Source organism: Photobacterium leiognathi (genome assembly GCF_030685535.1).
Classification (GTDB): domain Bacteria; phylum Pseudomonadota; class Gammaproteobacteria; order Enterobacterales; family Vibrionaceae; genus Photobacterium; species Photobacterium leiognathi.
On the sequence record NZ_CP131601.1, the window covers coordinates 972575 to 998360 of the forward strand.

Annotated in this window: 21 protein-coding genes; 10 read left to right on the forward strand and 11 right to left on the reverse strand. The window is 41.6% G+C overall.

The window, feature by feature from the left end; translation table 11 throughout:
- Positions 1-71: 71 nt before the first annotated feature.
- The 3 genes from adk (at position 72) to Q7674_RS11755 (ending at position 3399) form a co-directional block, all read left to right on the forward strand.
- On the forward strand, positions 72-716 hold the full coding sequence (adk, locus tag Q7674_RS11745) for an adenylate kinase (RefSeq protein WP_008986522.1): 645 nt from the start codon (positions 72-74) through the stop codon (positions 714-716).
- A 253-nt stretch (positions 717-969) separates the two neighbouring features.
- Complete coding sequence (hemH, locus tag Q7674_RS11750; protein ID WP_045065984.1) at positions 970-1944, forward strand: ferrochelatase; 975 nt, start codon at positions 970-972, stop codon at positions 1942-1944.
- Between the two features lie 150 nt (positions 1945-2094).
- Positions 2095-3399: an inosine/guanosine kinase gene (locus Q7674_RS11755; RefSeq protein WP_045065985.1), complete on the forward strand. Its 1305-nt coding sequence runs from the start codon at positions 2095-2097 to the stop codon at positions 3397-3399.
- Between the two features lie 45 nt (positions 3400-3444).
- Here Q7674_RS11755 and Q7674_RS11760 read toward each other — a convergent pair whose 3' ends face one another.
- The 5 genes from Q7674_RS11760 to nagB form a co-directional block, all read right to left on the reverse strand.
- A complete protein-coding gene (locus Q7674_RS11760) occupies positions 3445-4776 on the reverse strand; it encodes an IS4 family transposase (protein WP_045066500.1) in 1332 nt (443 codons plus the stop codon).
- 133 nt (positions 4777-4909) lie between these two features.
- Positions 4910-6580, reverse strand: a complete 1671-nt coding sequence (gene asnB / locus Q7674_RS11765; RefSeq protein ID WP_305423821.1) for an asparagine synthase B — start codon at positions 6578-6580, stop codon at positions 4910-4912.
- A 320-nt stretch (positions 6581-6900) separates the two neighbouring features.
- The gene (locus tag Q7674_RS11770; RefSeq protein ID WP_305423823.1) at positions 6901-8493 is read right to left on the reverse strand and encodes a cation:proton antiporter domain-containing protein; all 1593 of its coding nucleotides are present in this window, start codon (positions 8491-8493) and stop codon (positions 6901-6903) included.
- A 115-nt stretch (positions 8494-8608) separates the two neighbouring features.
- Positions 8609-9823, reverse strand: a complete 1215-nt coding sequence (nagC, locus tag Q7674_RS11775; RefSeq protein WP_305423824.1) for a DNA-binding transcriptional regulator NagC — start codon at positions 9821-9823, stop codon at positions 8609-8611.
- Positions 9824-10255: 432 nt separating this feature from the next.
- Positions 10256-11056: a glucosamine-6-phosphate deaminase gene (nagB, locus tag Q7674_RS11780; RefSeq protein WP_305423826.1), complete on the reverse strand. Its 801-nt coding sequence runs from the start codon at positions 11054-11056 to the stop codon at positions 10256-10258.
- 257 nt (positions 11057-11313) lie between these two features.
- Between nagB and nagE the strand changes: the two genes are divergently transcribed.
- The 3 genes from nagE (at position 11314) to glnS (ending at position 17590) form a co-directional block, all read left to right on the forward strand.
- Entirely contained in the window at positions 11314-12804 is a 1491-nt protein-coding gene (gene nagE / locus Q7674_RS11785) for an N-acetylglucosamine-specific PTS transporter subunit IIBC (protein ID WP_008986529.1), read from the forward strand.
- A gap of 172 nt (positions 12805-12976) precedes the next feature.
- Positions 12977-15640 carry a beta-N-acetylhexosaminidase gene (locus Q7674_RS11790; protein ID WP_045065386.1) on the forward strand — a complete coding sequence of 888 codons (2664 nt, stop codon included), beginning with the start codon at positions 12977-12979 and terminating at the stop codon, positions 15638-15640.
- A gap of 285 nt (positions 15641-15925) precedes the next feature.
- On the forward strand, positions 15926-17590 hold the full coding sequence (glnS, locus tag Q7674_RS11795) for a glutamine--tRNA ligase (RefSeq protein ID WP_008986531.1): 1665 nt from the start codon (positions 15926-15928) through the stop codon (positions 17588-17590).
- Positions 17591-17654: 64 nt separating this feature from the next.
- Here glnS and Q7674_RS11800 read toward each other — a convergent pair whose 3' ends face one another.
- On the reverse strand, positions 17655-18719 hold the full coding sequence (locus Q7674_RS11800; protein ID WP_045065384.1) for a linear amide C-N hydrolase: 1065 nt from the start codon (positions 18717-18719) through the stop codon (positions 17655-17657).
- 145 nt (positions 18720-18864) lie between these two features.
- Positions 18865-19311, reverse strand: coding sequence for a ferric iron uptake transcriptional regulator (gene fur / locus Q7674_RS11805; protein ID WP_008986533.1), 447 nt, complete (start codon positions 19309-19311; stop codon positions 18865-18867).
- A 194-nt stretch (positions 19312-19505) separates the two neighbouring features.
- Here fur and Q7674_RS11810 point away from each other — a divergent pair, with 194 nt between their 5' ends.
- Complete coding sequence (locus tag Q7674_RS11810; protein ID WP_008986534.1) at positions 19506-20003, forward strand: DUF4442 domain-containing protein; 498 nt, start codon at positions 19506-19508, stop codon at positions 20001-20003.
- 61 nt (positions 20004-20064) lie between these two features.
- Here the strand turns inward: Q7674_RS11810 and fldA are convergent, their stop codons facing one another.
- From fldA to Q7674_RS11825, 3 genes are all read right to left on the reverse strand, one after another.
- Entirely contained in the window at positions 20065-20592 is a 528-nt protein-coding gene (gene fldA / locus Q7674_RS11815; RefSeq protein WP_008986535.1) for a flavodoxin FldA, read from the reverse strand.
- Between the two features lie 193 nt (positions 20593-20785).
- Positions 20786-21004, reverse strand: coding sequence for a DUF2788 domain-containing protein (locus Q7674_RS11820; protein WP_008986536.1), 219 nt, complete (start codon positions 21002-21004; stop codon positions 20786-20788).
- A 127-nt stretch (positions 21005-21131) separates the two neighbouring features.
- Positions 21132-21896 carry an alpha/beta fold hydrolase gene (locus Q7674_RS11825; protein ID WP_045065382.1) on the reverse strand — a complete coding sequence of 255 codons (765 nt, stop codon included), beginning with the start codon at positions 21894-21896 and terminating at the stop codon, positions 21132-21134.
- Between the two features lie 104 nt (positions 21897-22000).
- Between Q7674_RS11825 and seqA the strand changes: the two genes are divergently transcribed.
- A complete protein-coding gene (seqA, locus tag Q7674_RS11830) occupies positions 22001-22543 on the forward strand; it encodes a replication initiation negative regulator SeqA (protein ID WP_008986538.1) in 543 nt (180 codons plus the stop codon).
- Positions 22544-22581: 38 nt separating this feature from the next.
- On the forward strand, positions 22582-24228 hold the full coding sequence (gene pgm / locus Q7674_RS11835; RefSeq protein ID WP_045065381.1) for a phosphoglucomutase (alpha-D-glucose-1,6-bisphosphate-dependent): 1647 nt from the start codon (positions 22582-22584) through the stop codon (positions 24226-24228).
- A gap of 58 nt (positions 24229-24286) precedes the next feature.
- Here pgm and Q7674_RS11840 read toward each other — a convergent pair whose 3' ends face one another.
- The gene (locus tag Q7674_RS11840) at positions 24287-25054 is read right to left on the reverse strand and encodes a DUF1853 family protein (RefSeq protein ID WP_369526319.1); all 768 of its coding nucleotides are present in this window, start codon (positions 25052-25054) and stop codon (positions 24287-24289) included.
- A gap of 142 nt (positions 25055-25196) precedes the next feature.
- On the opposite strand from Q7674_RS11840, the gene Q7674_RS11845 reads away from it, so the two are divergent.
- Positions 25197-25394, forward strand: a complete 198-nt coding sequence (locus tag Q7674_RS11845) for a DUF2517 family protein (RefSeq protein ID WP_008986541.1) — start codon at positions 25197-25199, stop codon at positions 25392-25394.
- The last annotated feature ends 392 nt before the right edge of the window (positions 25395-25786 follow it).

The window sequence follows — 25786 nt, forward strand, 5'->3', positions numbered from 1 at the left end:
GCTTGCGAGTCTGTCTTAATCAGTGTATTTTCACTTTTTTGCAAAATTCCACTCTATTAAAGGGGATCACAATGCGCATCATCCTTCTGGGCGCTCCAGGTGCAGGTAAAGGTACTCAAGCTCAATTCATCATGGAAAAGTTTGGTATTCCTCAAATTTCAACTGGTGACATGCTACGTGCTGCTATCAAAGCAGGTACTGAGCTAGGCAAACAAGCGAAATCAGTGATCGATGCTGGTCAATTGGTATCTGACGATATCATTCTTGGTCTTGTTAAAGAGCGTATTGCTGAAGAAGACTGTGCAAAAGGCTTCCTACTAGACGGTTTCCCACGCACTATTCCTCAGGCTGATGGTCTAAAAGAAAACGGCGTTAACGTTGATTACGTTATCGAGTTTGACGTTGCTGACGATGTGATCGTTGAGCGTATGGCGGGTCGTCGTGCTCACCTTCCTTCAGGTCGTACTTACCACGCTGTATACAACCCACCAAAGGTTGAAGGTAAAGATGACGTAACTGGTGAAGATCTTGTTATCCGTGAAGATGACAAAGAAGAAACAGTACGTGCACGTCTAAACGTATACCACACGCAAACTGCACCACTTATCGAGTACTACGGTAAAGAAGCAGAAGCAGGTAACACTAAGTACCTTAAGTTCGACGGTACACTACCTGTTGCTGAAGTTAGCGCTGCGCTAGAAAAAGCATTAGCTTAATATTATTGTTGGCTATATAGATAGTCTATAACAATGAGAAAAAACGGGCCTGCCTATTGGTATTGCCCGTTTTTTTTGGTTTTAATAATAGGGCTATATTCGAAGTGTTTGGGTATAGTCTTAAATAAAGGCTTGGATGAGTCTTTTAAAGTTAGTGTGATCCAATAGCGATGAATGTTCGTTTAGGTTGGGTTACAGAATATCTCCTATAGATCTGAATGCTTTGTTTAGGATAGAAAAGAGCGAAAGACCGATGAATAAAGACAACAATAAATACGGTGTATTGTTAGTAAACCTTGGTACGCCTGATACACCAACGGCGGCAGGGGTAAAACAATTTTTATCTCAATTTTTACATGATAAGCGTGTGGTTGATATGACCCGCTGGTTATGGTGCCCAATTTTACATGGTGTGATTTTGCCTATTCGCTCTCCTAAAGTAGCGAAGTTATATCAGACGGTATGGATGGAAGAGGGATCACCGTTGATGGTGTATTCCAAGCGCCAGCAACAAGCCCTACAAGATGCTTTACAAGTACCTGTAGCCTTAGGAATGACTTACGGTAATCCAAGCATTCAATCGGGTTTAGAAGCGTTAAAACAGCAAGGTTGCGATAAAGTCGTCGTGTTGCCGCTGTATCCTCAATATTCAGGTACGACAACAGCTGCGGTATTTAATCGTTTAGCAAAAGATCTTAAGTCGATGCCTTACATTCCTGAGCTGCGCTTTATTAATCATTATTACGATCATCCTGATTACATTTCGGCGTTAGCAGATTCAGCGAAAAAGGTTTGGGCAGAGAAAGGAGAACCTGATTATCTATTATGTTCATACCACGGTATTCCAAAGCGTTACGCTGATAATGGTGACCCATACCCTGATCACTGTAACGGCACAACGGAATTATTAGCGCAAGCACTAGCGATGCCGCGTGAAAAAATGAGCATGAGTTATCAGTCTATTTTCGGCCGTGAAGAGTGGTTAAAGCCTTATACCGAAGGCACCATTAAAGCGTTAGCTGAAAAAGGGGTTAAACGCCTTGATGTGATGTGTCCGGCTTTCTCGGTGGACTGTTTAGAGACATTAGAAGAGATTGCTGAGCAGTGTAAAGAAGTGTTCATTGAAGCTGGTGGTGTCGAATTTAATCTGATCCCATGCCTTAATGACGATGAAGCTCACATCGCTATGATGGAAAGCTTGGTGAAACAACACGTTCAAGGTTGGTAATTGTTGATCGGTTTCTGAAAAATTCCTCAGACGATAACGTTTACGCTCTCATTTGTATTGATATATCGCAAAACGAATGAGAGCTTTTGCTTTTATGTTCTATATTCTGTGATAGAATTCGCAAAATTTACAACTTGATAGCGCATAGACATGAAATTTCCAGGCCAACGAAAATCTAAGCATTACTTCCCTGTACATGCTCGCGATCCACTTTTAAGTCAAACTAAACAAGAAAAACGTTTAGCTCGCACTCACGTTGTCGGTATTGACCAAACACTGGTTGATATTGAAGCTTATGTGGATGATGAATTCCTGGAACGTTACGAGTTAAGTAAAGGCCATTCATTGGTTATTACTGACGAGAAAGCAGAAGCGTTATATCAAGAATTAAAAGAAAACAATCTTGTTACCCACGAATTTGCTGGTGGCACGATTGGTAACACCCTGCACAACTACTCTGTGTTAGCGGATGACAAATCTGTTCTTCTTGGCGTGATGAGTAAAGACATTGAGATCGGTAGCTACGCTTACCGTTACCTATGTAACACATCAAGCCGTATGGACATGAACTACCTACAGCCTGTTGAGGGTCCTATTGGTCGTTGTTTTGCTCTTATCTCTAAAGACGGTGAACGTACGTTTGCTATCAACGAAGGTAAGATGAACCAACTAGCACCAGAAAGCATCCCTGAGTGTGTATTTGAAAATGCCTCTGCACTTGTTCTTACTGCTTATTTAGTTCGTTGTAAGCCTGGCGATCCAATGCCTGCTGCAACAATGCGCGCAATTGAATATGCGAAGAAATACGATGTGCCAGTAGTATTAACTTTGGGTACTAAGTTCGTGATCCAAGACGATCCTCAATGGTGGCGTGACTTCCTTCGCGATAACGTAACCCTTGTTGCGATGAACGAAGATGAAGGCGAAGCGCTAACAGGTGAATCAGATCCATTATTAGCGGCTGATAAAGCGCTAGAGTGGGTTGATCTTGTGCTATGTACTGCGGGTCCTGTTGGCCTTTATACGGCAGGTTACACGGAAGAAAATGCGAAGCGCGAAACAAGCCTTCCATTACTTCCAGGTGAAATTGCAGAATTTAACCGCTACGAATTTAGTCGTCCAATGCTAAAAGATGCGTGTGAAAACCCAATCAAGGTGTACTCACACATCGCACCATACATGGGCGGTCCTGAGCGCATTAAGAATACGAACGGTGCTGGTGATGGCGCACTATCTGCGTTGCTGCACGATATGTCTGCAAACCGTTACCACAAAGAAAACGTGCCAAATTCAAGTAAGCATCAATATTCTTTCCTAACTTACTCATCGTTCTCTCAGGTTTGTCTATATTCAAACCGTGTGAGCTATGAAGTATTGGCTCAATACTCACCACGTTTATCTCGTGGCTTACCTGAGCGTGAAGATAGCTTGGAAGAAGCATACTGGGAACGTTAAGTTTCTTATGAATATAAAAAAACCGCCGATGATGGCTAACACCTATCACTTAAGGTGTTTGGAACGAACTGGATAACGAGTTTTATTGATACGAACGGCTCTCTGCTTGGGCCGTTTTTTTCTTTCAGGTAATATGTAACGCTTTACTTGTTTTCTCATTGCTCTCAGTTTTTGAGGAATTGAACCTGGCGAAGCGATGGCACACCACATTAATTCATCTTGAATATCTCTTAACGCCATCATAAAACTTATCCGTAATGGTGAAACATTCGCTTCTGCCGCTATTCTACTTATTTCTAAGCGAACAAGATTATAAGCTATCAATATTCCCCATATTTCTTGCTCAATACCTTCTACTGATTGACTACGCAATAATATTTCATCTTCAAGCATGTCATGTTTTATTTCACCATAACTGTTTTCTATCTCCCAACGTTCGAAATAAACATCAAGCAAAGCTTGATAGCTATAATGCTCACCAACTAAGGAAGTAAGAAGCCCTTGGATATGATATTTTTGAGTTTTTTCTGGATAAAGCACTAATCGAGCTTGCCATTTTTCAGGAAGGCTTGGGTCTTTAGCTCTTGCATATTTGGATACATCCATTTCTACAATCAAATCTCGTCCTGCTTCATCAAGCTGCTTAATGACGGTATATCGCGTATTTGATTTAATTGGAGTCATCCAATGACTCGAATCATGCTGACGTTGCCAATTAATCATCAACTCGGCGCCAAGATAACATCGGTCAAAAATAGTTAAAGAATCTGGCGTTATTGAGGATATAAGCTGTTTAGCATAGTTCTCTTCACCAATATTGCTGGGACCAAATGCTACGTTGTGTATTAATCGACTACGAAGGGAGCATAAAGCACATAACCTGACGATAGGGTATTCTGTATGCTGTATCTTACCGTGTTTGACATACTGAAAGTGACTCGCTAATTCTGGAGTATCATGACTTCTAAATTGAGTTCCATCGACAGAGAAAAGGCGTAAGCCTTTCCATGTGTCTCCGCTATCTTCGGCTTTCGTCCAATATTTGGCAGTGAGTGAGAAAAGTGCTTTTAGAGGCTGTGCTGTCAATCGTTTTCGCGCCTGAGGGATAGCACTTGGTGCAATAGAATCACCTTGTGATCGCGATAATTGCAAATCAAGTTTATTCAAGACATCGGTTATCGATCTATTACGATATAGGCCAATTCCAACGATTAACCAAACAACCAATTCCGCAGGTAATTTTCGTCTGCGTATACTGGCCTTATTGGTTTCATCTAATGCTTGTTGAATCCACTCAAGAGGTAAGTCTCTTTGAAATAATGAGAGTGATTCTGGTGCTGCAAACGCATCTACATCAATGAGCCAATGTGACAACATAAAAAATACCCCCAGTTTTGCAAAACTGAGGGTATTTTTAACTATCTGAAAGATCGTGCAACCAATCAATTTCTTAAGTGATAGGTGTTAGCCGATGATGGCGGTTTTTTATTATCTGCAATTTAGAGCAAGATTATTTTTTGTAAGCTTCGTTGTGAACTGCAGCCACTGCACGACCTGATGGATCTGCCGCGTTCTTAAAGCTCTCATCCCATTCAATGGCTTTGGCACTTGAACAAGCGATAGATGGACCACCCGGTACACATTTTGCCGCACTTTCTAGTGGGAACAACTCTTCAAAGATCTCACGGTATGCGTAACCTTCTTTGGTTGTTGGTGTGTTGTAAGGGAAGCGATAAGCCGCAGTTTCAAGCTGTTGATCTGTTACTTTTTCTTCTGCCACTTCTTTTAGGGTATCGATCCAGCTGTAACCTACACCATCAGAGAACTGCTCTTTTTGACGCCATGCGATAGATTCTGGTAGGTAGTGTTCAAAACACTCACGAAGGATGTGTTTCTCCATCTTGCCATTACCACACATCTTATCTTCTGGGTTTAGGCGCATTGCTACATCGATAAATTCTTTATCTAGGAATGGTACACGACCTTCAACACCCCATGCCGCTAGTGATTTGTTAGCACGTGCACAGTCAAACATGTTAAGCGCAAGTAGCTTACGTACTGTTTCTTCGTGGAACTCTTTCGCGTTTGGCGCTTTGTGGAAGTATAAGTAGCCACCGAAGATTTCATCTGCGCCTTCACCTGAAAGTACCATCTTGATACCCATTGCCTTTATCTTACGACCCATTAGGAACATTGGGGTAGAAGCACGGATTGTCGTTACATCGTAAGTTTCAATGTGGTAAATCACATCACGAATGGCATCTAGACCTTCTTGAATGGTGTATGTCATTTCGTGGTGAACGGTACCAATTTGATCAGCAACTTCACGAGCGGCTTTTAGATCCGGTGCTCCTTCAAGACCCACAGCAAATGAGTGAAGTTGTACGTACCATGCTGCTGATTTTTCATCATCTTCAATACGCATTGCGGCAAAACGTTTAGCCACTGCAGAGGTGATAGATGAATCTAAACCACCTGATAGTAGTACGCCGTAAGGTACGTCTGTCATTAACTGGCGTTTAACGGCAGCTTCTAGTGCTTCAGTTAGTTCTTCTTTGCTGGTGGTATTACCTTGAACTGCTGCGTATTCGTTCCAATCACGAATGTAGTAGCGCTGTGGTTCTGCATCTGCACTGCCGTAGTAACAACCAGGAGGGAATTCACTTACGGTTTTACAAACAGGTACAAGTGCTTTCATTTCAGAAGCAACATAGAAGTTACCATGTTCATCGTAACCTTGGTAAAGCGGGATGATACCAATGTGGTCACGACCGATCAGGTAAGTGTCTTTTTCTTCATCGTACAGTACGAATGCGAAAATACCGTTTAGCTCTTCAAGTAGGGCTTCGCCCATGTCTTGGTATAGGGCTAGGATCACTTCACAGTCTGAATCTGTTTGGAATTCGTATTTGCCTTCGTAGCGAGCACGGATTTCTTTGTGGTTGTAGATTTCACCGTTAACCGCAAGAATTAATTTTTTATCTGGGCTATATAGCGGTTGTGCACCACTGTTTAAGCCAACAATCGCAAGACGCTCATGAGCAAGGATTGCATTATCTGATGAGTAAATACCTGACCAGTCAGGACCACGATGACGAAGCTTTTTCGACATCTCTAATGCGATAGGGCGCAATGCCGCTGCATCGCTCTTAATGTCTAGGATCCCAAATACTGAACACATAGTAAAATCACTCCAACGTTATATCTTTTTATATCCATAAATGCGGAAACACGAGTTGTAATTAAAAAGTAGGAATAATGAAAACAAAACTTTTTTAATTTGTGCGTTTCTCTTTGATTGTTAAAATTGCGTATTCTGAGGAGAATTGCAATAAAAAATCTTCAATCCATTAAATTAAAACGTATTAGGTGAATAATATTCAGTAAAAGCATTTTTAACTGAATTTTTTCTATTTGGTTTGGCTTTTTATTTTAAAAAAATAAACAGTAATGGTGGGTACTGTTTATTTTTAGCTGCGAAATAAGGTGATACTGAGGAGCTTAAGGTTGCAGTGGCGTGATGTCAGGCTTTAAGTGATCGCACACATTACGAGCAAAACCACTACCTGCCTCGCTATAAATATTAAATGCGGCATCAATACCTTGTTCATACAACAATTCTTCATCGTCGTTATACTGAGCAATCGCGGCAATTTTTCCTTTAAAGTCACGTGCTTTGATTTGCTCTAGTGCATAGACGTTAGCTTGGCTATGTGGCATTGCTAGTAAAATAAGTTTAATGCGTTTTTTACTGATCACACGGGCCCAGAAATCAGGGTCAGTGGCATCGCCTTGAATAACGTTACGGCCTTCTTTACGTTGCTGCTCTGCTGATTCTTCGCGGGTTTCAACGCCGATGATTTGCTTGCCGTAGCGAGCTTGCAATTCATCGTAAGCCCCTGTACCTATGCGCCCCATACCAAGAATCAACACTTTTGATTGACCAAGATCGATCAATTTATCGTCGGCATTTAACTTTTCGGGTTCAAATTCTTTTAGCCACTTCGAAGCTTCAGTATAAAGCTTGTGGCTCATGCTATTGAGTGGTGCAGCTAGCAAAAATGAGAACGAAACAGCAATAGCAATCGCGACTAAGAAAGTGCCGGGCAGTAGTCCCATTTTATAAGCGACGCCACCGACAATTAAACCAAACTCACTGTAGTTAAATAGAGTGAGGGTAGCGAGCATAGAAGTACGTACGCGATAGCGACATAAGTGGAAAACGCCGTAATACAAGATGCCTTTTAGTGGTAACAACAGTAATAAGACAAATGCCATTAATAGACCGTTAATGGTCGGGGTTTCTGAAAGGCCAATGTTTAAGAAGAAACAAACCAGTAGTAGCTCTTTAAAGTTAAATAATGATTTTGCCATTTCAGATGATTTAGGGTGTCCTGCCATCAACATGCCGACGACCAGTGCGCCCAAATCGGGTTTCATACCGACCGACTTAAACAACCAAGCACCCAGTACTAACGCAAGGGTAATCGCGTAAAGCACTAAAATTTCACCGTGACAAGCTTTATCTAAGATTTTGTACAGTAAAGGTCTTAGTAGTGGTAAAGCGAATAAACCAAGGGCATAGATTTCTGGCATTTTGCCACTAGAAATCGTAAGGAAGATAACGGCAAAGATATCCTGCATAACCAGAATACCGATAGACACAGTACCGTATTTGGCGTTTAGCTCGCCTTTTTCTTGTAATAGCTTGATAGCAAAAACAGTACTAGAAAAAGACAGCGCAAAACCAATAAGAATAAGTTGGCTAAAGTCCATGTCGCTAAACATGGTTAAGCCAAGTTGCTTTAATACTAATAAGCAAAGGGTGAATAAAGAAGTAGAAAGTAGGTTATGTAAGGTTGCACCGCCCCAGACTTCTTTTTTCAGTAGTGATTTAACATCTAATTTAAGGCCGATGGTAAACAGAAGTAGGGTGACACCTAAATCCGCGAGGGTGTCTAAAGCGGGTGTTGAGTTTAATCCAAAACTATTAAGGCTGAAACCTGCAACAAGAAATCCAACAAGAGGCGGAAGTTTGCAGCGTAATGCGATAAAACCAATGATAAAAGCCGTAATTATGTAGATAAATTCCATATCTTGTACAACATCCTTGCAAGATAGTGTGGTTGTCAATTGTCTATAGCCAATGACACAAAGGGGTGTATTAAACAATACACCCCTTTGTGTTGCTATGAACTTAATGTGGTGTTTAGTCTTCTAATAATCGCTGTAATAACACACCGTTAAGCATGGCACGCTTAATCATTGAAAACGCACCAATAGTTGGCTGGTTATAAAGCTCTGATGCCACAATTGGGAGCCCTTGGTTAAACTTAGATAATGATTGTGTTTCAACACAACGACGGATCGCAGGAAAAACAATGTCTTGCGCTTGAGTAATATTACCCGCCAGAATAATTTTCTGTGGGTTAAACAAGTTGATCGTCATTGCTAAGGCTTTACCAAGCTGATTACCCACTCTGATAAGTGCTTGAGTTGCCAGTGCATCCCCTTTAACAGCCGCATCGCAAATAGCTGGCATCGTTAGATCTTCTAACTCTTGTAGTGAGCTAGGGTAGCCTTGGTCAAGTAAGTGCTGTACGTGTTTAACCACTGCAGGATCAGCTGCGACGGTTTCTAAACAACCAAAGTTACCGCACTGGCATTTATCACCCAGTGGATCGATCTGAATATGACCTATTTCCCCAACGTTACGGTTGTATCCAAGGAATACTTGACCATTAACGATGATCCCAGCCCCTGTACCGTGATGCACACTGACTAAGATTGAATCTTTACAATCACGACTTGCGCCAAAGTAGTGCTCAGCCAATGCTAGACCACGAATGTCATTACCGACAAAACAAATAACACCAAACTGTTTGTTAATAATGTCTGCTAATGGGAAATCATGAACATCAATATGTGGCATATATTCAACAATACCATGCTCAGGGTTAACCAAACCTGGCAGCGCAATACCAAATGCAACTAATTCTTTCATTACATTTTGGTTATTGTTGATAAAGTTTTGGATATGTTCAATTAATCCATCAGTCAAAGCTTGTTGATCGGAATAAGAGAATGGGTGAGCAGTACCTGTGATATGGGTACCACTTAAATCATAAAGGGTGATTTCGATATAATTCCGACCAATTCGTACAGCAATAGAGTGGAATGCCGCTGATTCAGTCGTCAACGATATTGCTCGTCGTCCATCGGTTGATGCTTGTTGTGCGACTTCTTTGATTAGTCCACGTTCAAGTAACTGGCGGGTGATTTTCGTAACACTCGCAGGTGCAAGCTGACTAACATCTGCGACTTGAATACGTGAAATAGGGCCTTGTAAGTCGATCAATCGATATACAGCTGCACTATTGAGCTGTTTTACAAGATCAACATTACCAATTTGTCCGCCTGTCATAATTAGTTCTGCTCATTTTCACTGTTAATAATGTCGTTTGAATGAGGCAGTATACATCAGGTTCGTTACTACCTGATGTTCACTGCATTCAATACGTTCCCTAGTCATCAACACTGTCTCTATTCATTGTTATTAGTGTTGATGGGCTGTGTGTGTCTTTTTATGTATACAACAGCCTTCAAGGTAATATACCTGTGTTGTTGCAAAAAGAAAGTTATCGAGGATTACGCCTGCTTGAGCTGTGGCATTGGTCACTAAAACTAAGGGATTATGGTGTTAGTAGCGATTGGTCTTATAAATGTTCGGATTGTCAGTAGTTTTTAGTGCAGTTTATAAAAGAGTGAAGGTGATGGTTATCAAAATGGGCTTTTTTAGATAGAAATAAAAACGCCGTCAATATTGACGGCGTAATATTACCACTTTAATGGATGATTAAAGGTGGTTGATGTTCTCAGCTTCTAGCTCTTGGAAGTACTTAACTGTCTTCACTTTAAGCTCTTGCGTTGCTGGCTCATCACAAACAATCATTGATTTAGGGTGTAGCTGAAGTGCAGATACAGTCCATAGGTGGTTTACGCTACCTTCAACAGCTGCTTCTAGTGCTTGCGCTTTGTTGTGGACAGTGATCAGAATCATTACTTCTTCAGAATCAAGTAGTGTACCAACACCGATAGTTAGCGAGTACTTAGGTACTTGGTTGATATCGCCATCGAAGAAACGAGAGTTAGCAATACGCGTTTCGTGCGTTAGTGTTTTGATACGTGTACGAGAAGCAAGAGAAGATGCAGGCTCGTTAAATGCGATGTGACCGTCGTTACCTACGCCACCCATGAATAGGTTGATTTTACCGTAAGATTTGATCTTATCTTCGTAACGTTGGCACTCAGCAACGTGATCTTCTGCGTTACCGTCAAGAAGGTTGATGTTCTCTTCTTGGATGTCAACGTGGTTAAAGAAGTTGTTGTACATGAAGTTACGGTATGATTCTGGGTGATCTGCAGGCATGCCTACGTACTCATCCATGTTGAAAGTAACAACATGCTTAAAGCTTACTTCGCCAGCTTCGTATAGCTCAATAAGACGCTTGTAAGTTGCAAGTGGTGTACCACCAGTTGGCAGACCAAGAACGAATGGACGCTCAGCTGTAGGTTCAAACTTATTGATGCGATCTGCAATGTAGCGCGCTGACCATAAACCAACATCTTTAGCGTTATTAAGCGGGATTAGTCTCACGTTGATACCTCGTTGAAGAAAGTTAAAACAGGAAAAATCTTAGCGACATAGCGCCTTTGTTTCGAATGATAAAATAAGTTTTATGATCGAGCTAGCAAAATCACTCAGTTCTGACCTCCGTCGGTGATTGAGATCACAAATGGTGAGCTTTTAATTTGCGGGGCGAAATTAATTTCTTAAACTGCGAATAACTTAAACGGATAGCCATAAAACAGTTATTCAAATCGCATCTAAGAAAACCATAGGGGGAACTAAGGGTGAATATTCTTGGATATTTTCAAAAAGTAGGTAAGGCATTAATGGTGCCAGTTGCAGTACTTCCTGCAGCGGCAATCTTAATGGGTATCGGTTACTGGATTGACCCGAACGGCTGGGGTGCAAACTCTGCTCTAGCTGCGTTCTTAATCAAAGCAGGCGCCGCAATTATTGATAACATGTCTGTACTGTTTGCAGTAGGTGTTGCATACGGTATGTCTAAAGACAAAGATGGTGCAGCAGCACTTTCTGGTTTCGTTGGTTTCCTTGTGGTAACTACACTACTAGCACCGGGTGCTGTAGCGCAAATCCAAGGTATTGACCCAAGCGCAGTTCCAGCTGCATTTGGTAAAATCAATAACCAATTCGTAGGTATCCTAGTAGGTATCGTATCAGCTGAGTTGTACAACCGTTTCTCTAGCGTAGAACTACATAAAGCACTAGCTTTCTTTAGTGGTAAGCGTTTGGTACCAATTCTAACATCTGTTGCTGGTATTGTTATTGCTGGTATCTTGATGTTCATTTGGCCATCAATCTACGGCGGTCTAGTACATTTTGGTGAAAGCATCCAAGGTATGGGTTCTGTAGGTGCGGGTATCTACGCATTCTTCAACCGTCTACTAATTCCTGTGGGTCTACACCACGCACTAAACTCAGTATTCTGGTTTGACGTTGCAGGTATTAACGATATTCCTAACTTCCTAGGCGGTGCGAAATCTATTGCTGAAGGTACAGCAACTCCAGGTATCACTGGTATGTACCAAGCTGGTTTCTTCCCAATCATGATGTTTGGTCTACCAGGTGCAGCACTTGCGATGTACCACACAGCTAAAGCTAAGAACAAAGAGCGCGTAGCATCTCTACTACTAGCTGCTGGTTTCGCATCATTCTTCACAGGTGTTACTGAGCCGCTAGAATTCGCATTCATGTTCCTAGCACCAGTACTGTACGTGATTCACGCAGCACTAGCAGGTTTATCTGTATACATCGCAGCATCTATGCAGTGGATTGCAGGTTTCGGTTTCTCTGCAGGTCTAGTTGATATGTTCTTGTCATCACGCAACCCACTAGCTGTTCAGTGGTACATGCTGATTGTTCAAGGTATTGCATTCTTCTTCATCTACTACTTCGTATTCCGCTTCGCGATTGTTAAGTTCAACCTTAAAACGCCTGGCCGTGAAGACGACGAAGAAGAGACTTCTGCAGCTGCAGGTTCAGCAGAAACTGGTGAGCTAGCGAAACAGTACCTAAAAGCACTAGGTGGTCACGGTAACTTAGAAAACATCGATGCATGTATCACGCGCCTACGTTTAACGCTAAAAGACAGCAGTCTTGCTAACGAAAAAACGTTGAAAGCGCTAGGTGCAATGGGTGTAGTTAAACTAGGTTCAAATAACCTTCAGGTTATCCTAGGTCCTCTAGCTGAAATCGTTGCTGGCGAAATGAAGAAAATCCCAGCATCAGAAGACCTATCTTCTGTAAAACTTCCATAATTACCTGAACCCTCAAGTAATTAAGTAACACAGTAATACCTTTATAATTTAACCAGCCTTATTATTTTCACCAGTGAAAAAATAAGGCAAGCATTTTGAGTACCCAACGTTTGGGCTCGTATTGATTTTCTCTTCACTTTTTAGAAGAGATATCGGGAGAAAGGAATATATCATGACTATTAAACTTACGGCGTTAGCATCTTTTATTGCACTAGCGGTGACTGGTTGTGCAACTCAAGGAAATAATGATCAAACTGTTGTTAATAACCTAGCGTCAAACCTAGATGTTAACTACGAAGTGGCTATTCAGCATGGCGCTGAAGAAGGCTTACAATGTAAAACACTAGGTGCAGAATGGGCATCATGTGACCTAATTAATTTAACGTTGGAAAATAATGGTCCAGCGGTAACAAGCAAAGACTGGAAAATTTATTTCAGCAGCATTCGCCAGATCCTAGAAGTTCAAAACGATCAATTTAAAATTACTCACGTAACGGGCGATCTTCACACTATTGAACCAACGGATAAGTTCGACGGTTTTGCTGAAGGTGAGAAGGTTGTTATCCCTTACATCGGTGAATATTGGACGCTTTTTGAAAACGATTACATGCCACGTGCCTACGTAACAGCAGGTAACGCAGAGCCAAAAACAATCGTTAGCACAGACACAGCAAATCCAGCTGATTACCTAACACCATTAAAAGGTGATCAATTCAAGCGTGTTAAAGCTGACAACAACGTATTAGCAACTGCAGAAACACGTTTTGAGAAAAACAGTGACGTTAACCTAATCGCATCTGAAGAAGTGGCAGGTACAATTCTACCGACTCCACTAAGCACTAAGCTAACAGGCGACACGGTTTCGCTAGCGAACGGGATTAAGATCGACAACCTAACACTACCTGCTGACATGATGGCAGCAGTTGATGCGCGTTTAGCACAACTAGGTGTAAACGCGCAGGGTGAATACCCAGTGATAGTGACGATCCTACCGGGTTCATTTAAGAAAGATCAGCAAGTTGTTGGTGCTTACAAGCTAGACGTAACGAAGAAAGGCGCAACAGTTACTGGTTTTGATAACCAAGGTGCGTTCTACGGTATGCAGTCTCTTATCTCACTGATGTCGACAGGTGCAGAGAACAGCATTCCAACATTAAACGTATTGGATGCACCACGTTTTGATTACCGTGGTGTGATGGTCGATGTGGGTCGTAACTTCCACTCAAAAGAAGCGATCCTACGTACGCTAGATCAAATGGCAGCGTACAAGATGAACAAATTCCACTTCCACCTATCTGATGATGAAGGTTGGCGTATCGAAATTCCGGGTCTACCAGAATTAACAGAAATCGGTGGTAAGCGTTGTCACGATCTATCAGAAACAAGCTGTCTACTTCCTCAACTAGGTTCAGGCCCAACGTCTGATAACTTCGGTTCAGGTTTCTACAGCAAGCAAGATTACCTAGATATCTTAAAATATGCGAAAGCACGTGGTATCGAAGTGATCCCTGAAATTGATATGCCAGCTCACGCACGTGCAGCGGTTGTAGCAATGGAAGCGCGTTACAAGCGTCTTGCAGCTGAAGGTAAGATGGAAGAAGCGAACGAGTACCGCTTGATGGATCCACAAGATACATCAAACGTAACAACGGTTCAGTTCTACGACAAGCGTAGCTTCATCAACCCATGTATGGATTCATCAGTTAAGTTCGTTGATAAAGTGATTTCTGAAATCCAATCAATGCACAAAGAAGCAGGTATGCCGCTAAATACATGGCACTTCGGTGGTGATGAAGCGAAGAACATTAAGCTAAATGCAGGCTTCCAAGACATCAACGCGGCAGAGCAAACGGCGTGGACGGGTACGATTGATCAATCTAAGCAAGATAAGCCATATGCGAAATCACCAATGTGTCAGAAAGTGATTGCAGAAGGTAAGGTAAGTGATTTCGACCACCTACCAAGCTACTTTGCTGAGCGTGTAAGTGAAATCGTAAACGGTAAAGGCATTGAAAACTTCCAAGCATGGCAAGACGGCTTGAAGTACTCGAAAGATGCGAAAGCGTTTGACACTGATAACGTACGTGTAAACTTCTGGGACGTTCTATACTGGGGCGGTGGTGCATCAGCATACGAGTGGGCTAACAAGGGCTACGATGTTGTTGTTTCAAACCCTGACTACGTATACATGGACATGCCATACGAAGTAGATCCATCAGAGCGTGGTTACTACTGGGCAACACGTGCAACAGATACCCGTAAGATGTTTGGTTTCGCACCTGAAAACTTACCTCAAAATGCTGAAACATCACTAGATCGTGATGGCAATGGTTTTGCGAGTAAAGGTACTGTTGAATCAAAAGGCTTCCATGGTCTATCTGCGCAGCTTTGGAGTGAAACAGTAGGTAACGACGAGCAATACGAATACATGGTATTCCCTCGCGTACTAGCAGCTGCTGAGCGTGCATGGCACAAAGGTGAGTGGGAGAACGAGTACAAAGCAGGTGTTGAGTACTCACAAAAATCAGATCTAGTGAACAAGAAAGCCCTTCACAATGAGTGGGAGCGTTTCGCAAACGTTCTTGGTCAACGTGAATTAGCTAAACTAGATGCTGCTGGCGTTCAATACCGTGTACCAGTACCTGGTGCGAAAATTGAAAACGGTAAACTTGCAATGAACGTAAGTATGCCTGGCCTAACGCTACAATACTCAACAGATGCTGGTAAAACGTGGAACACTTACAATGCGAAAGCACAACCAAGTGTTTCGGGTAAAGTTGAAATCCGTGCAGTAAGCGCAGACGGTAAACGTTTCAGCCGTGTAACATCACTATAATTAATAGTATGTAATTACACTGTAAGCCTTTAAATATAAGTCGATGAGGGAGAGCCTCATACACTTTTTTCATTATGTTCGACCAAAATCATGGCTATCTTATTAATGGACATGTTTTTAATGCGCCAAATTAGTGCATTGATGTATAGTGTCGACATATAAACTCTGTGATAGCGGAGTTTTTTTATCCATATCGACAAACAATGCATACTATTTGTTGAGTCATGAGCCATATTTATGGATCATATACAGTTCTCAATCCTGTAAGCACACGAGGTGTAATTGATGAGTGAATCTGAAGCTCGTCCAACTAACTTTATCCGCCAAATCATTGATGCGGATTTAGCAAGTGGCAAACATACAAGCGTACATACCCGATTCCCGCCGGAGCCAAATGGTTACCTGCACATCGGTCATGCGAAATCTATTTGTTTGAACTTCGGTATTGCTCAGGACTATCAGGGCCAATGTAATCTTCGTTTTGATGATACAAACCCTGAGAAAGAAGACATCGAATACGTTGAGTCTATTAAGAACGATGTTAACTGGTTGGGCTTTGAGTGGAGCGGTGAGATTTGTTATTCATCAAACTACTTCGATAAGCTATACGGGTTCGCAATTGAATTAATTAATAAAGGCTTAGCGTATGTTGATGAGCTAAGTCCAGAGCAGATGCGTGAGTACCGTGGCACACTAACAGAGCCAGGTAAGCATAGCCCATACCGCGATCGTAGCGTTGAAGAAAACTTAGCCTTATTTGAAAAAATGAAGAATGGCGAAGTTGAAGAAGGCAAAATGTGTCTTCGTGCGAAGATCGACATGGCATCACCATTTATGGTTATGCGCGATCCAGTGATCTACCGTGTACGTTTTGCTACTCACCACCAAACAGGTGACAAGTGGTGCATTTACCCAATGTATGACTTCACGCACTGTATTTCTGATGCGTTAGAAGGCATTACGCACTCTATCTGTACACTTGAGTTCATGGACAACCGTCGTCTATACGATTGGGTTCTTGAAAACATCACTATCGATTGTACACCGCACCAGTACGAGTTTAGCCGTCTAAACCTTGAATACACTGTGATGTCTAAGCGTAAGCTAAACCAACTTGTAACTGAGAAATTGGTTGATGGTTGGGATGATCCACGTATGCCAACAATTTCTGGTTTACGTCGTCGTGGCTTTACACCAGCATCTATGCGTGAATTCTGTAAGCGTATCGGTGTGACTAAGCAAGATAACACTATCGAGATCAGCTCACTAGAATCTTGTATTCGTGATGATCTAAACGAAAACGCACCACGTGCAATGGCAGTGCTTGATCCTGTTAAAGTTGTGATTGAAAACTTTGACGGTGAGACAGAAATGCTAACTGTTGCAAATCACCCGAACAAACCAGAAATGGGTTCTCGTGAAGTGCCGTTTAGCCGTGAGCTATACATCGAGCGTGAAGATTTCCGTGAGGAAGGTAACAAGAAGTACAAGCGTCTAGTACTTGGTAAAGAAGTACGTCTACGCGGTGCTTACGTGATCAAAGCTGAACGTATCGAAAAAGATGCAGAAGGCAACATCACAACTATCTTCTGTACTTACGATAACGAAACGCTAGGTAAGAACCCAGCTGATGGCCGTAAAGTAAAAGGTGTTATCCACTGGGTATCAGCAGAAGCGGGTGTTGCTGCTGAAATTCGCCTATACGATCGCCTATTTACAGTGCCAAACCCAGGTGCAGCGGATGATTTCGTATCAGTAATCAACCCTGAATCACTAACAGTAGTGAACGGTTTTGTTGAGCCATCATTGGTTGCTGCTGAAGCTGAAAAAGCATTCCAGTTTGAGCGTATGGGTTACTTCTGTGCGGATAACAAAGACTCAAGCCCTGAGCATCTAGTCTTTAACCGTACTGTAGGTCTACGTGATACTTGGGCTAAAATTGGCGAATAATTATTATTGTTGATTTTATGCTAAGAAAAAGCCGCATCTTGTGATGCGGCTTTTTTATTGGTGTTTAGTGACTGGTTTCAGTATTAATACTACGACCGGAATCAATGACTTGCTGAGTAATATCTCCCATCAGATCTGAGCTGCTGATTTTAAAGAAGATCAGCTTATTTGATTGTTGGATCTGTTGAGTGTTGTACTTAAATTGTGTGTACACATCTCCCCACTGGTAGCGGATAAATGTCTCGCCAGATTGCAGATGGCGATTAACCGAGTATTCCGTTGCATAGCCTGCCATTTTGCCGTTTATAGGGCGGTTAGGGGCATCGTGAGGAATACGGAACATCGTAGAGTCTAGTTTCACAATGCCGTTAGTAATGCTGCTTGGTTCTGTTAAATGTTTCGAAAAGTAGGTGGCATGGATAAAGCGATCCTCTGGGTTGGTATTTCCCCCCGTCCCAAGATTGGTTTGGCTCCATTGCTCTTCTTGCTCACCCCAACCACGCGCAGAGCGTTCAACGTTAGCAAGATGCTGGGCATAACCTGGCTGATTGGTCATCACTGTGTATTGTTTACCATGCCAAATTTGTGGCTTACCATCACGCCATTCTAAAATAGCGCTATCACCAGAAGGATCTTGGAAAGAAATATGTAGGGCTATACGGATTGGGACCCCATCAATTAGCTCTTCATTGGGAGCCATAATCGCAGCCGCTTTTACGACTTCTTCAACCGTTTTATATTGAGAAAGTAGGTGGCGAAGGTAGGTAATTGCGCCATCAGTTTGCTTATTATTATCTTTGCCTAAATCCATATCAGCGTCGTATAGCACGTTACCAGAAAGTCCTTCTGAGTTAACGCCGTCAAGAATGACCCCATAAGCAGTAATACCTGTAACTGCGTACTTAGAGGCGACCATATTTTCGTGGCTTAAGTGCGTAGAATACTTTGTGCCTTGAGGAAAGCTTGCAAGATAAGGGTTTGTCGATTCAGACCAATCCATGGTGCGAGATACAAACGTACCATGATCTTTTGTTTCCCAAAGAACACGGGTACATGCATTAGCCGTTGAAATTAGACTTGATAAAGAAAAAGTGGTTATTAGTGCTAATGCGAGAGGTTTTACGTTCATCTATAACGTCCATATAAACAATGCGGACTGATAGATATAAGCGGAAAATAACAAAAGGGCTTGTTGTTAATTGTAACAATGTTTGAAAGGTGATTTATGTATCAATAAAAAAGCCAGTGAACAGTCACTGGCTTCTTCTAATTATTTATTTTGGATCGTGCAGCGTATCATCGGTATTACAATCGCCTTTCATACAGTGACCATATAGGTACAGGCTGTGGTTAGTTAGGCGAACATTAAAGCTTGCTGCAATCTGCTTTTGGCGTTCTTCAATGATGTCGTCTGAAAATTCGATCACTTTGCCACAATCTAAACAAACAAGGTGATCGTGGTGGTGTTGAGTTGCAAGTTCAAATACAGACTTACCACCTTCAAAGTGATGGCGCGTAACAATGCCAGCATCATCGAATTGGTTTAATACACGGTAAACTGTCGCAAGGCCAATTTCTTCGCCAATATCGATAAGTTTTTTGTACAAGTCTTCAGCACTGATATGTTGGCAATCAGGTTCTTGCAGTACTTCCAAAATTTTAAGGCGTGGAAGAGTAACTTTTAGGCCTGCTTGTTTTAGCGCATGATTATTATCTGACATCAAAATTTCCTATTGGCTATCCGCAAAAAAGTGTTGCAGTAGTCTTTCTCATTTCTATCCATTATAAGTGACGCAAGGATAACAATAAACCTTAAAAGTTCTGGAATCTAGGAGATATGTATAATTTCTAGTGTTTGAATATATGTAAAAAATATGTAAGCATAAACTCATCGTACCAGATGGGGGCTTTTACATTGTTTAACGTCTATAAGCCAAGTGTGGTCAAATATGCACTGAATTTATGGCCGCCGTTTTGGGGGGCTGGAATTAAAATTGTATCTATCAGTGATGATTTCCGAACTGTTAAAGTAAGGTTAAAATTACGCTGGTGGAATAAGAATGCTAACCGTACTCAATATGGCGGTAGTATCTTCTCGTTAACCGATCCGATGTACTCATTAATGCTAATGGGGATTTTAGGTCAGCAATATTTTATTTGGGATAAACAGGCGAGTATTAACTTTATTCAGCCTGGCGATAGCGATTTAACAGCCGACTTTGTGATTTCAGAACAATGCATTGAAGCGATTAAGCTGGCGACACAGCATGGCGATAAATATTTTCCTTCATTTACGGTCAATGTACTGAATAACAAAGGGGAGTTGGTATCACAAGTACAACGAACCTTGTATGTGAGAAAGAAACCAGAATATCGAAATCATCTGGATGTTGAAGAGCAAACAACAGAATAATGAGTGTTTATGAGATATAAAAAAACGCGCTAACAAGCGCGTTTTTTTGATGTATCTATGATTAGTCAGCAAGTTCTGCTAGACACATTTCATCATAAATTTGATCAACCCATTGCTTAACACGTTGTGCTGTTAGCTCTGGTTGGCGATCTTCATCAATACATAGACCTACGAAGTGGTTGTCATCAACAAGAGCTTTTGATGCTTCAAACTCAAAACCTTCTGTTGAGAAGTTACCAACGATAGTTGCACCGCGACCTTCAACGATATCACGTACAGTACCCATCGCATCACAGAAGTATTCTGCGTAATCTTCTTGGTCACCACAACCAAAGATAGCCACTAGCTTGGTTGAGAAATCAATTTGCTCAAGCTCTGGGAAGAAGTCATCCCAATCACATTGTGGTTCACCGTAGTACCAAGTAGGGATACCTAGTAGTAACAGATCAAAATTGTCGATATCTTCTTTGCTGCTTTTTGCGATATCTTTTACTTCAACTAGCTTGTCGCCAAGTTGTTTCTGGATCATTTTAGCGACAGCTTCGGTATTACCTGTGTCGCTACCAAAGAAGAGTCCAACGCTCGCCATAGTAGAGATTACCCGTATATAAAATAGTTAACTGCTGCGTTGCAGTTTACAGAAATCAGTAGAAACGGTGCAATGATAATTACTGTTTACTGACGTTTTGTCTGTTTTTTCGCCTAAACAGTTGCATTGTCCGCAAGAATCTAGTCTTAGGTGTTGAGATAAACAGCATAAATCACACAAAACTGCTGTGAGATCAAATACCCGTACCTTCCCAACTTAGCTGAATTATTCCTTTAGCAATAAAGCCAGCACAACCGAGAAATAATACAAGCCAGACAATCTTTTGTCCAAAAGGTGGAACATTACCTTGTTTTAAAACATCTTTTATTGCCATGCCAATAAAGAAAAAAATGGCGGCAAAAACAAGGTCTAACCCGATGGACTCAATTAAATCCATGTATTCATAAAGCATAACAAATCCTTTGCTATTGAGCTAAATGAGACTATAGCATAGTCGAAAAAGGGAATTAATAGATCAGAAGGGGAATATCCCATGGTTAGTGAGCAGGCTAACAATGGGATATAACATCGAAAAAGAGTTACTTTTCAAGGAAGTTGGTAATGATACGAGTCACGGCTTCTGGTTTTTCAGCATGCAACCAATGACCTGTATTTGCCACCATATGCGCTTTGGCTTGAGGGAATTGACGCATTATTTCATCACGGTATTCAGGAACAATATAGTCAGACTCTTGGCCTTTGATGAATAACGTTTTCCCCATAAACGGCTCTGCTGCTGGTTGCCAGCTCATAATGGTACTGTAGTTTGCAATAATTCCATCAACGTTAAAACGCCATTGATAAGCGTCATCTTGTTTCGCTAAAGACTTGAGTAAGAACAGTCTAACGCCAGCATCTTCGACATACTGAGCAAGGTAATGTTCTGCTTCACTACGTATACTAATGATATGCTTATTCACTTCTTGTAAGCCATTAAACACATTTTGATGACGATGGGCTTGATAACTCACTGGTGCCATATCAAGTACAACCAAATGTTCCATGCGATTTGGTGCTATTGCAGCCAATGCCATGGCTACTTTTCCACCCATTGAGTGACCAATCACTGAAAATTGATCAATATCTAAATGGTTGATCACATCCAGGACATCCTGTGCCATTTCTTGATATGTGAAATGATCCGAGTGTGGCGATAAACCGTGATTACGTAAATCGACACTAATCACTTTATATTTATTTTTCAATGATCTGGCGAGTAAGCCTAGATTTGCAGCGCTGCCGAATAAGCCATGGATCAAAATGATCGTTTTTCCATCGCCTTCGACCTGATAATGAAGATTCACTGACTATTTTCTCTATTTAGTTGTGGTATTTACCGTAGAGTATAACCTCGGATCAAGCTATAATCGTACCCAGATTTTTAAACGGAACGATAATGAATAATACGATGAAGACTATTGAGGTAGACGAAGAGCTATATCGTTATATTGCTAGCCAGACTCAGCATATTGGTGAAAGCGCTTCTGATATTTTGCGTCGGTTGCTTATGGTGCCTGAAGAGCAATTGCAGCAACCTGCTGTAGTAATGCCTGTTCGTCCTAAGGGAATTGTTGTGAGCAAAGATGCTGGCAACGAGCCAACAATGGATCGCGTGAAAGAGATGCGAACCGTGTTGATCTCTGATGAATTTGCGGCACAAGAAAAAGCAATTGGTCGTTTTATGATGATCTTGTCTTCTCTATACCGCATTGATGCAGAAAGCTTCTCTGAAGCTGCTGCGATTAAAGGTCGTACTCGCGTTTATTTTGCTCATGATGAAGATACATTGTTAGCAAGCGGTAAAACGACTAAGCCAAAGTCGATCCCTTCGACACCATTTTGGGTTATCACAAATACGAATACCGAGCGTAAGCGTCAGATGATTGACCAGTTAATGACAAAAATGGGATTTGGTTCTGACATCATCGATAAGGTATGTGGCGAGATCTAACCGCGACATATTGACGTCAAAATAACAAGGATAAAACTATGGCTATCCATCCTCGTGCTGGGCAACGTGCTCAGCAAGAAGATATGCATAATATTCCAGCGCTTATCGCCAATTACTTTTTAATTGAGCCAAGTGCTCAAGACGCATCACAACGCGTTGAGTTTGGTACTTCGGGTCACCGTGGAACGGCAGATAAAGGCACATTTAACCAGCACCACATTTGGGCTATTGCACAAGCAGTGGCTGAAGTGCGTGCAGCTAATGGAGTGACAGGGCCTCTTTTCCTTGGTAAAGATACCCATGCATTATCAGAGCCTGCTTTTACTTCTACATTGGAAGTGCTTGTTGCAAACAATGTAAAAGTCGTTATTCAAGAAGGTAAGGGATATACCCCAACACCTGGCATTTCTCATTCGATCCTTTGTTATAACAAAGCACACGAAGATAAAGCTGATGGTATTGTGATCACACCATCACATAATCCACCTCAAGATGGCGGTATTAAATATAACCCGGTTCATGGTGGTCCTGCTGAAAGTGAGTTAACGACAGCGATTGAGCGTCGTGCTAATGAAATCATTGCTAATGGTTTAGTCGATGTTAAGCGTGTTGCTATCACTGAAGCATTTGCATCAGATCTTGTGGTTGAGCAAGATCTGGTTGCACCATACGTTGCTGATCTTGTTAATGTTATTGACATGGAAGCAATTCAAAAAGCTGAGCTGAAATTAGGTGTTGATCCACTAGGTGGTTCGGGCATTGAATACTGGCGCCAAATCGCTGCTTATTATGCGCTTGATTTAACGTTAGTCGATGAATCTATCGATCCATCATTCCGCTTTATGTCATTAGATAAAGATGGCGTAGTACGTATGGACTGTTCATCACCCTACGCGATGGCTGGCTTATTAGCTTATAAAGACAATTACGATCTTGCGTTCGGTAATGACCCAGATTACGACCGTCACGGTATCGTAACGCCAGCGGGTTTAATGAATCCTAACCATTACTTAGCAGTATGTATTGATTATCTGTTCCGTCATCGTAGCGGTTGGTCAGATCAAGTTGCTGTAGGTAAAACATTAGTATCAAGTGCATTGATTGACCGTGTAGTTGCGTCACTTGGTCGCGAACTGGTTGAAGTGCCTGTTGGCTTCAAATGGTTTGTCGATGGTTTATACAGTGGTAAGTTGGGCTTTGGTGGTGAAGAAAGTGCAGGCGCATCTTTCTTACGTAAAGACGGTACACCATGGTCAACAGATAAAGACGGTATTTTACTGTGTTTGTTAGCTGCTGAAATTACAGCGGTAACAGGCAAAACACCGCAACAATACTACGATGAGTTGGCAGATAAGTTTGGTCATTCAGAGTATTCTCGTCTACAAGCGGTAGCGAACAAAGAGCAGAAAGCAGTATTAAGTAAGCTTTCGCCTGAGATGGTTTCTGCTGAAACCTTAGCTGGTGAGCCAATTACTGCACGTTTGACTCATGCACCAGGTAACGGTGCTTCTATTGGCGGCTTGAAAGTGACAACAGAGAACGGTTGGTTCGCTGCTCGTCCATCCGGTACTGAAGACATCTATAAGATTTACTGTGAAAGCTTCAAAGGTAGGGAACACCTAGCACTTATCGAACAAGAAGCACAGGAAATTGTAAGTAAAGTCTTTGCTGACGCTGGCTTATAATCACTTATAGTAAGAAAAACGCCCTATGTGGGCGTTTTTTTATATCTGATATTTATGGTTACAATTCACTGTTATGCTTAGGCCAGTGATTCGGCACAACAAACCACACCTTATTTTTGCTATCAATAGCTTGCGTTGGCACAGTTATTTGGCTTGGGTCGAGATATTCTTCAAGTTCAATAAATGCTGGTGGTGCTATCCATTGTTTTTTCGTCAACGTTTTTAAGAGCATATCTTCAGCTTCAGACTGATAACACCATAATCCAGTGTGAGCACTTGGATTGATATGAATGGTTGAACCTTGTTGTGGCTTTGGACAAGCATGAAATAATCGTCCTTGCATGATCAGTCGACGTTTAGCAGGTATAAAATCAAAAGTCTGTGTAAAGGCGCCATGTTCACTAAGTGTGAGTTGATGCTCAATCATTCTTGCCGTTTTCTTATCTAAATTATCTTTAGCATTAGGCCCAGGCCAGCGATTATCAAAAGCTAGATAAAATTTTATAGCGACTTCCCAGTGTTCAATTTCATCAGTTAGTAAGTTTTTAACTAGAAAATCAATCGAGCCTACGGTTTGTTTATTCCAATGGAGTTGGACTTCTTCTTCGATAAGCTCGTAATCTGGATGATGAATGATTAATTGTTGCCATAGCCATTGGTAATAGAAACCTAAACGGTGATTGCCTAAATATTCTCGTGGTGTAGGTAACTGGGCTTTTTTTCTAAATGTCTCTAACCAAGCATCATCGCATACATAATCATATGACGAGATCAAACTTGGCATATTGAGTACAGCGAGATAGTCCTTCGTTAATTGTATATCCATTTCTTTTTGTAACATTTCTACATAACTCGCTTGTATCGGAGGGTTTTACCCAATTTTGACGGAATTTCACCCGAAAATCTGTAGTAATATTTCATAAACTCAATTAGAGTAATAACAGATTTGATCAGAAAGAGGTTCTGCTATGTACACTCAGTATTCAAAGTTTAATATTACTTTTCGTCGTATTTTTGTGGTACTAGCAGGACTATTGTCGTTGCCTGTTTTATTGCTACTACCTGTCAATAAACGTACACGCTTAGGCAGTTTTTTACATCGTTACTGGACGCAAACCAGTGCTCAGCCAGTATGGCTTAAAAAAATAGAGCAAGGTTTTAAATAACGTTTTCTAACATTAAAAGCTGCATTGGCAGCTTTTTTTATATCATTTGTTTGCTGTTAATGCAGAGAAAACTTTTAATATACCCAAGCGACTTCAAGATGCCTGATTCAGAGCGAAGTCACTGAGTTGAATTCAAGGAAGACAACGAAGCGGAATAGCGAGCTCTTTCCAAGTTGTCTGATGCAAGAAGTCGGCTCAGTGATACGCTCCCAAAGGGCGAGCGTCCTTAGCTCTCAGACTTTGTTAACAATTCTCAATGTAGAACCACTATATCTACGAATCGTTGCCGCGCCTGAGAATTAAGGTCGTCTCGCTGAACACTGCATCTTGAGGTTGCTTGGGTATATAATGATAGCCTTAGTACACTAATGCCATAATATTAAAAAGACGTA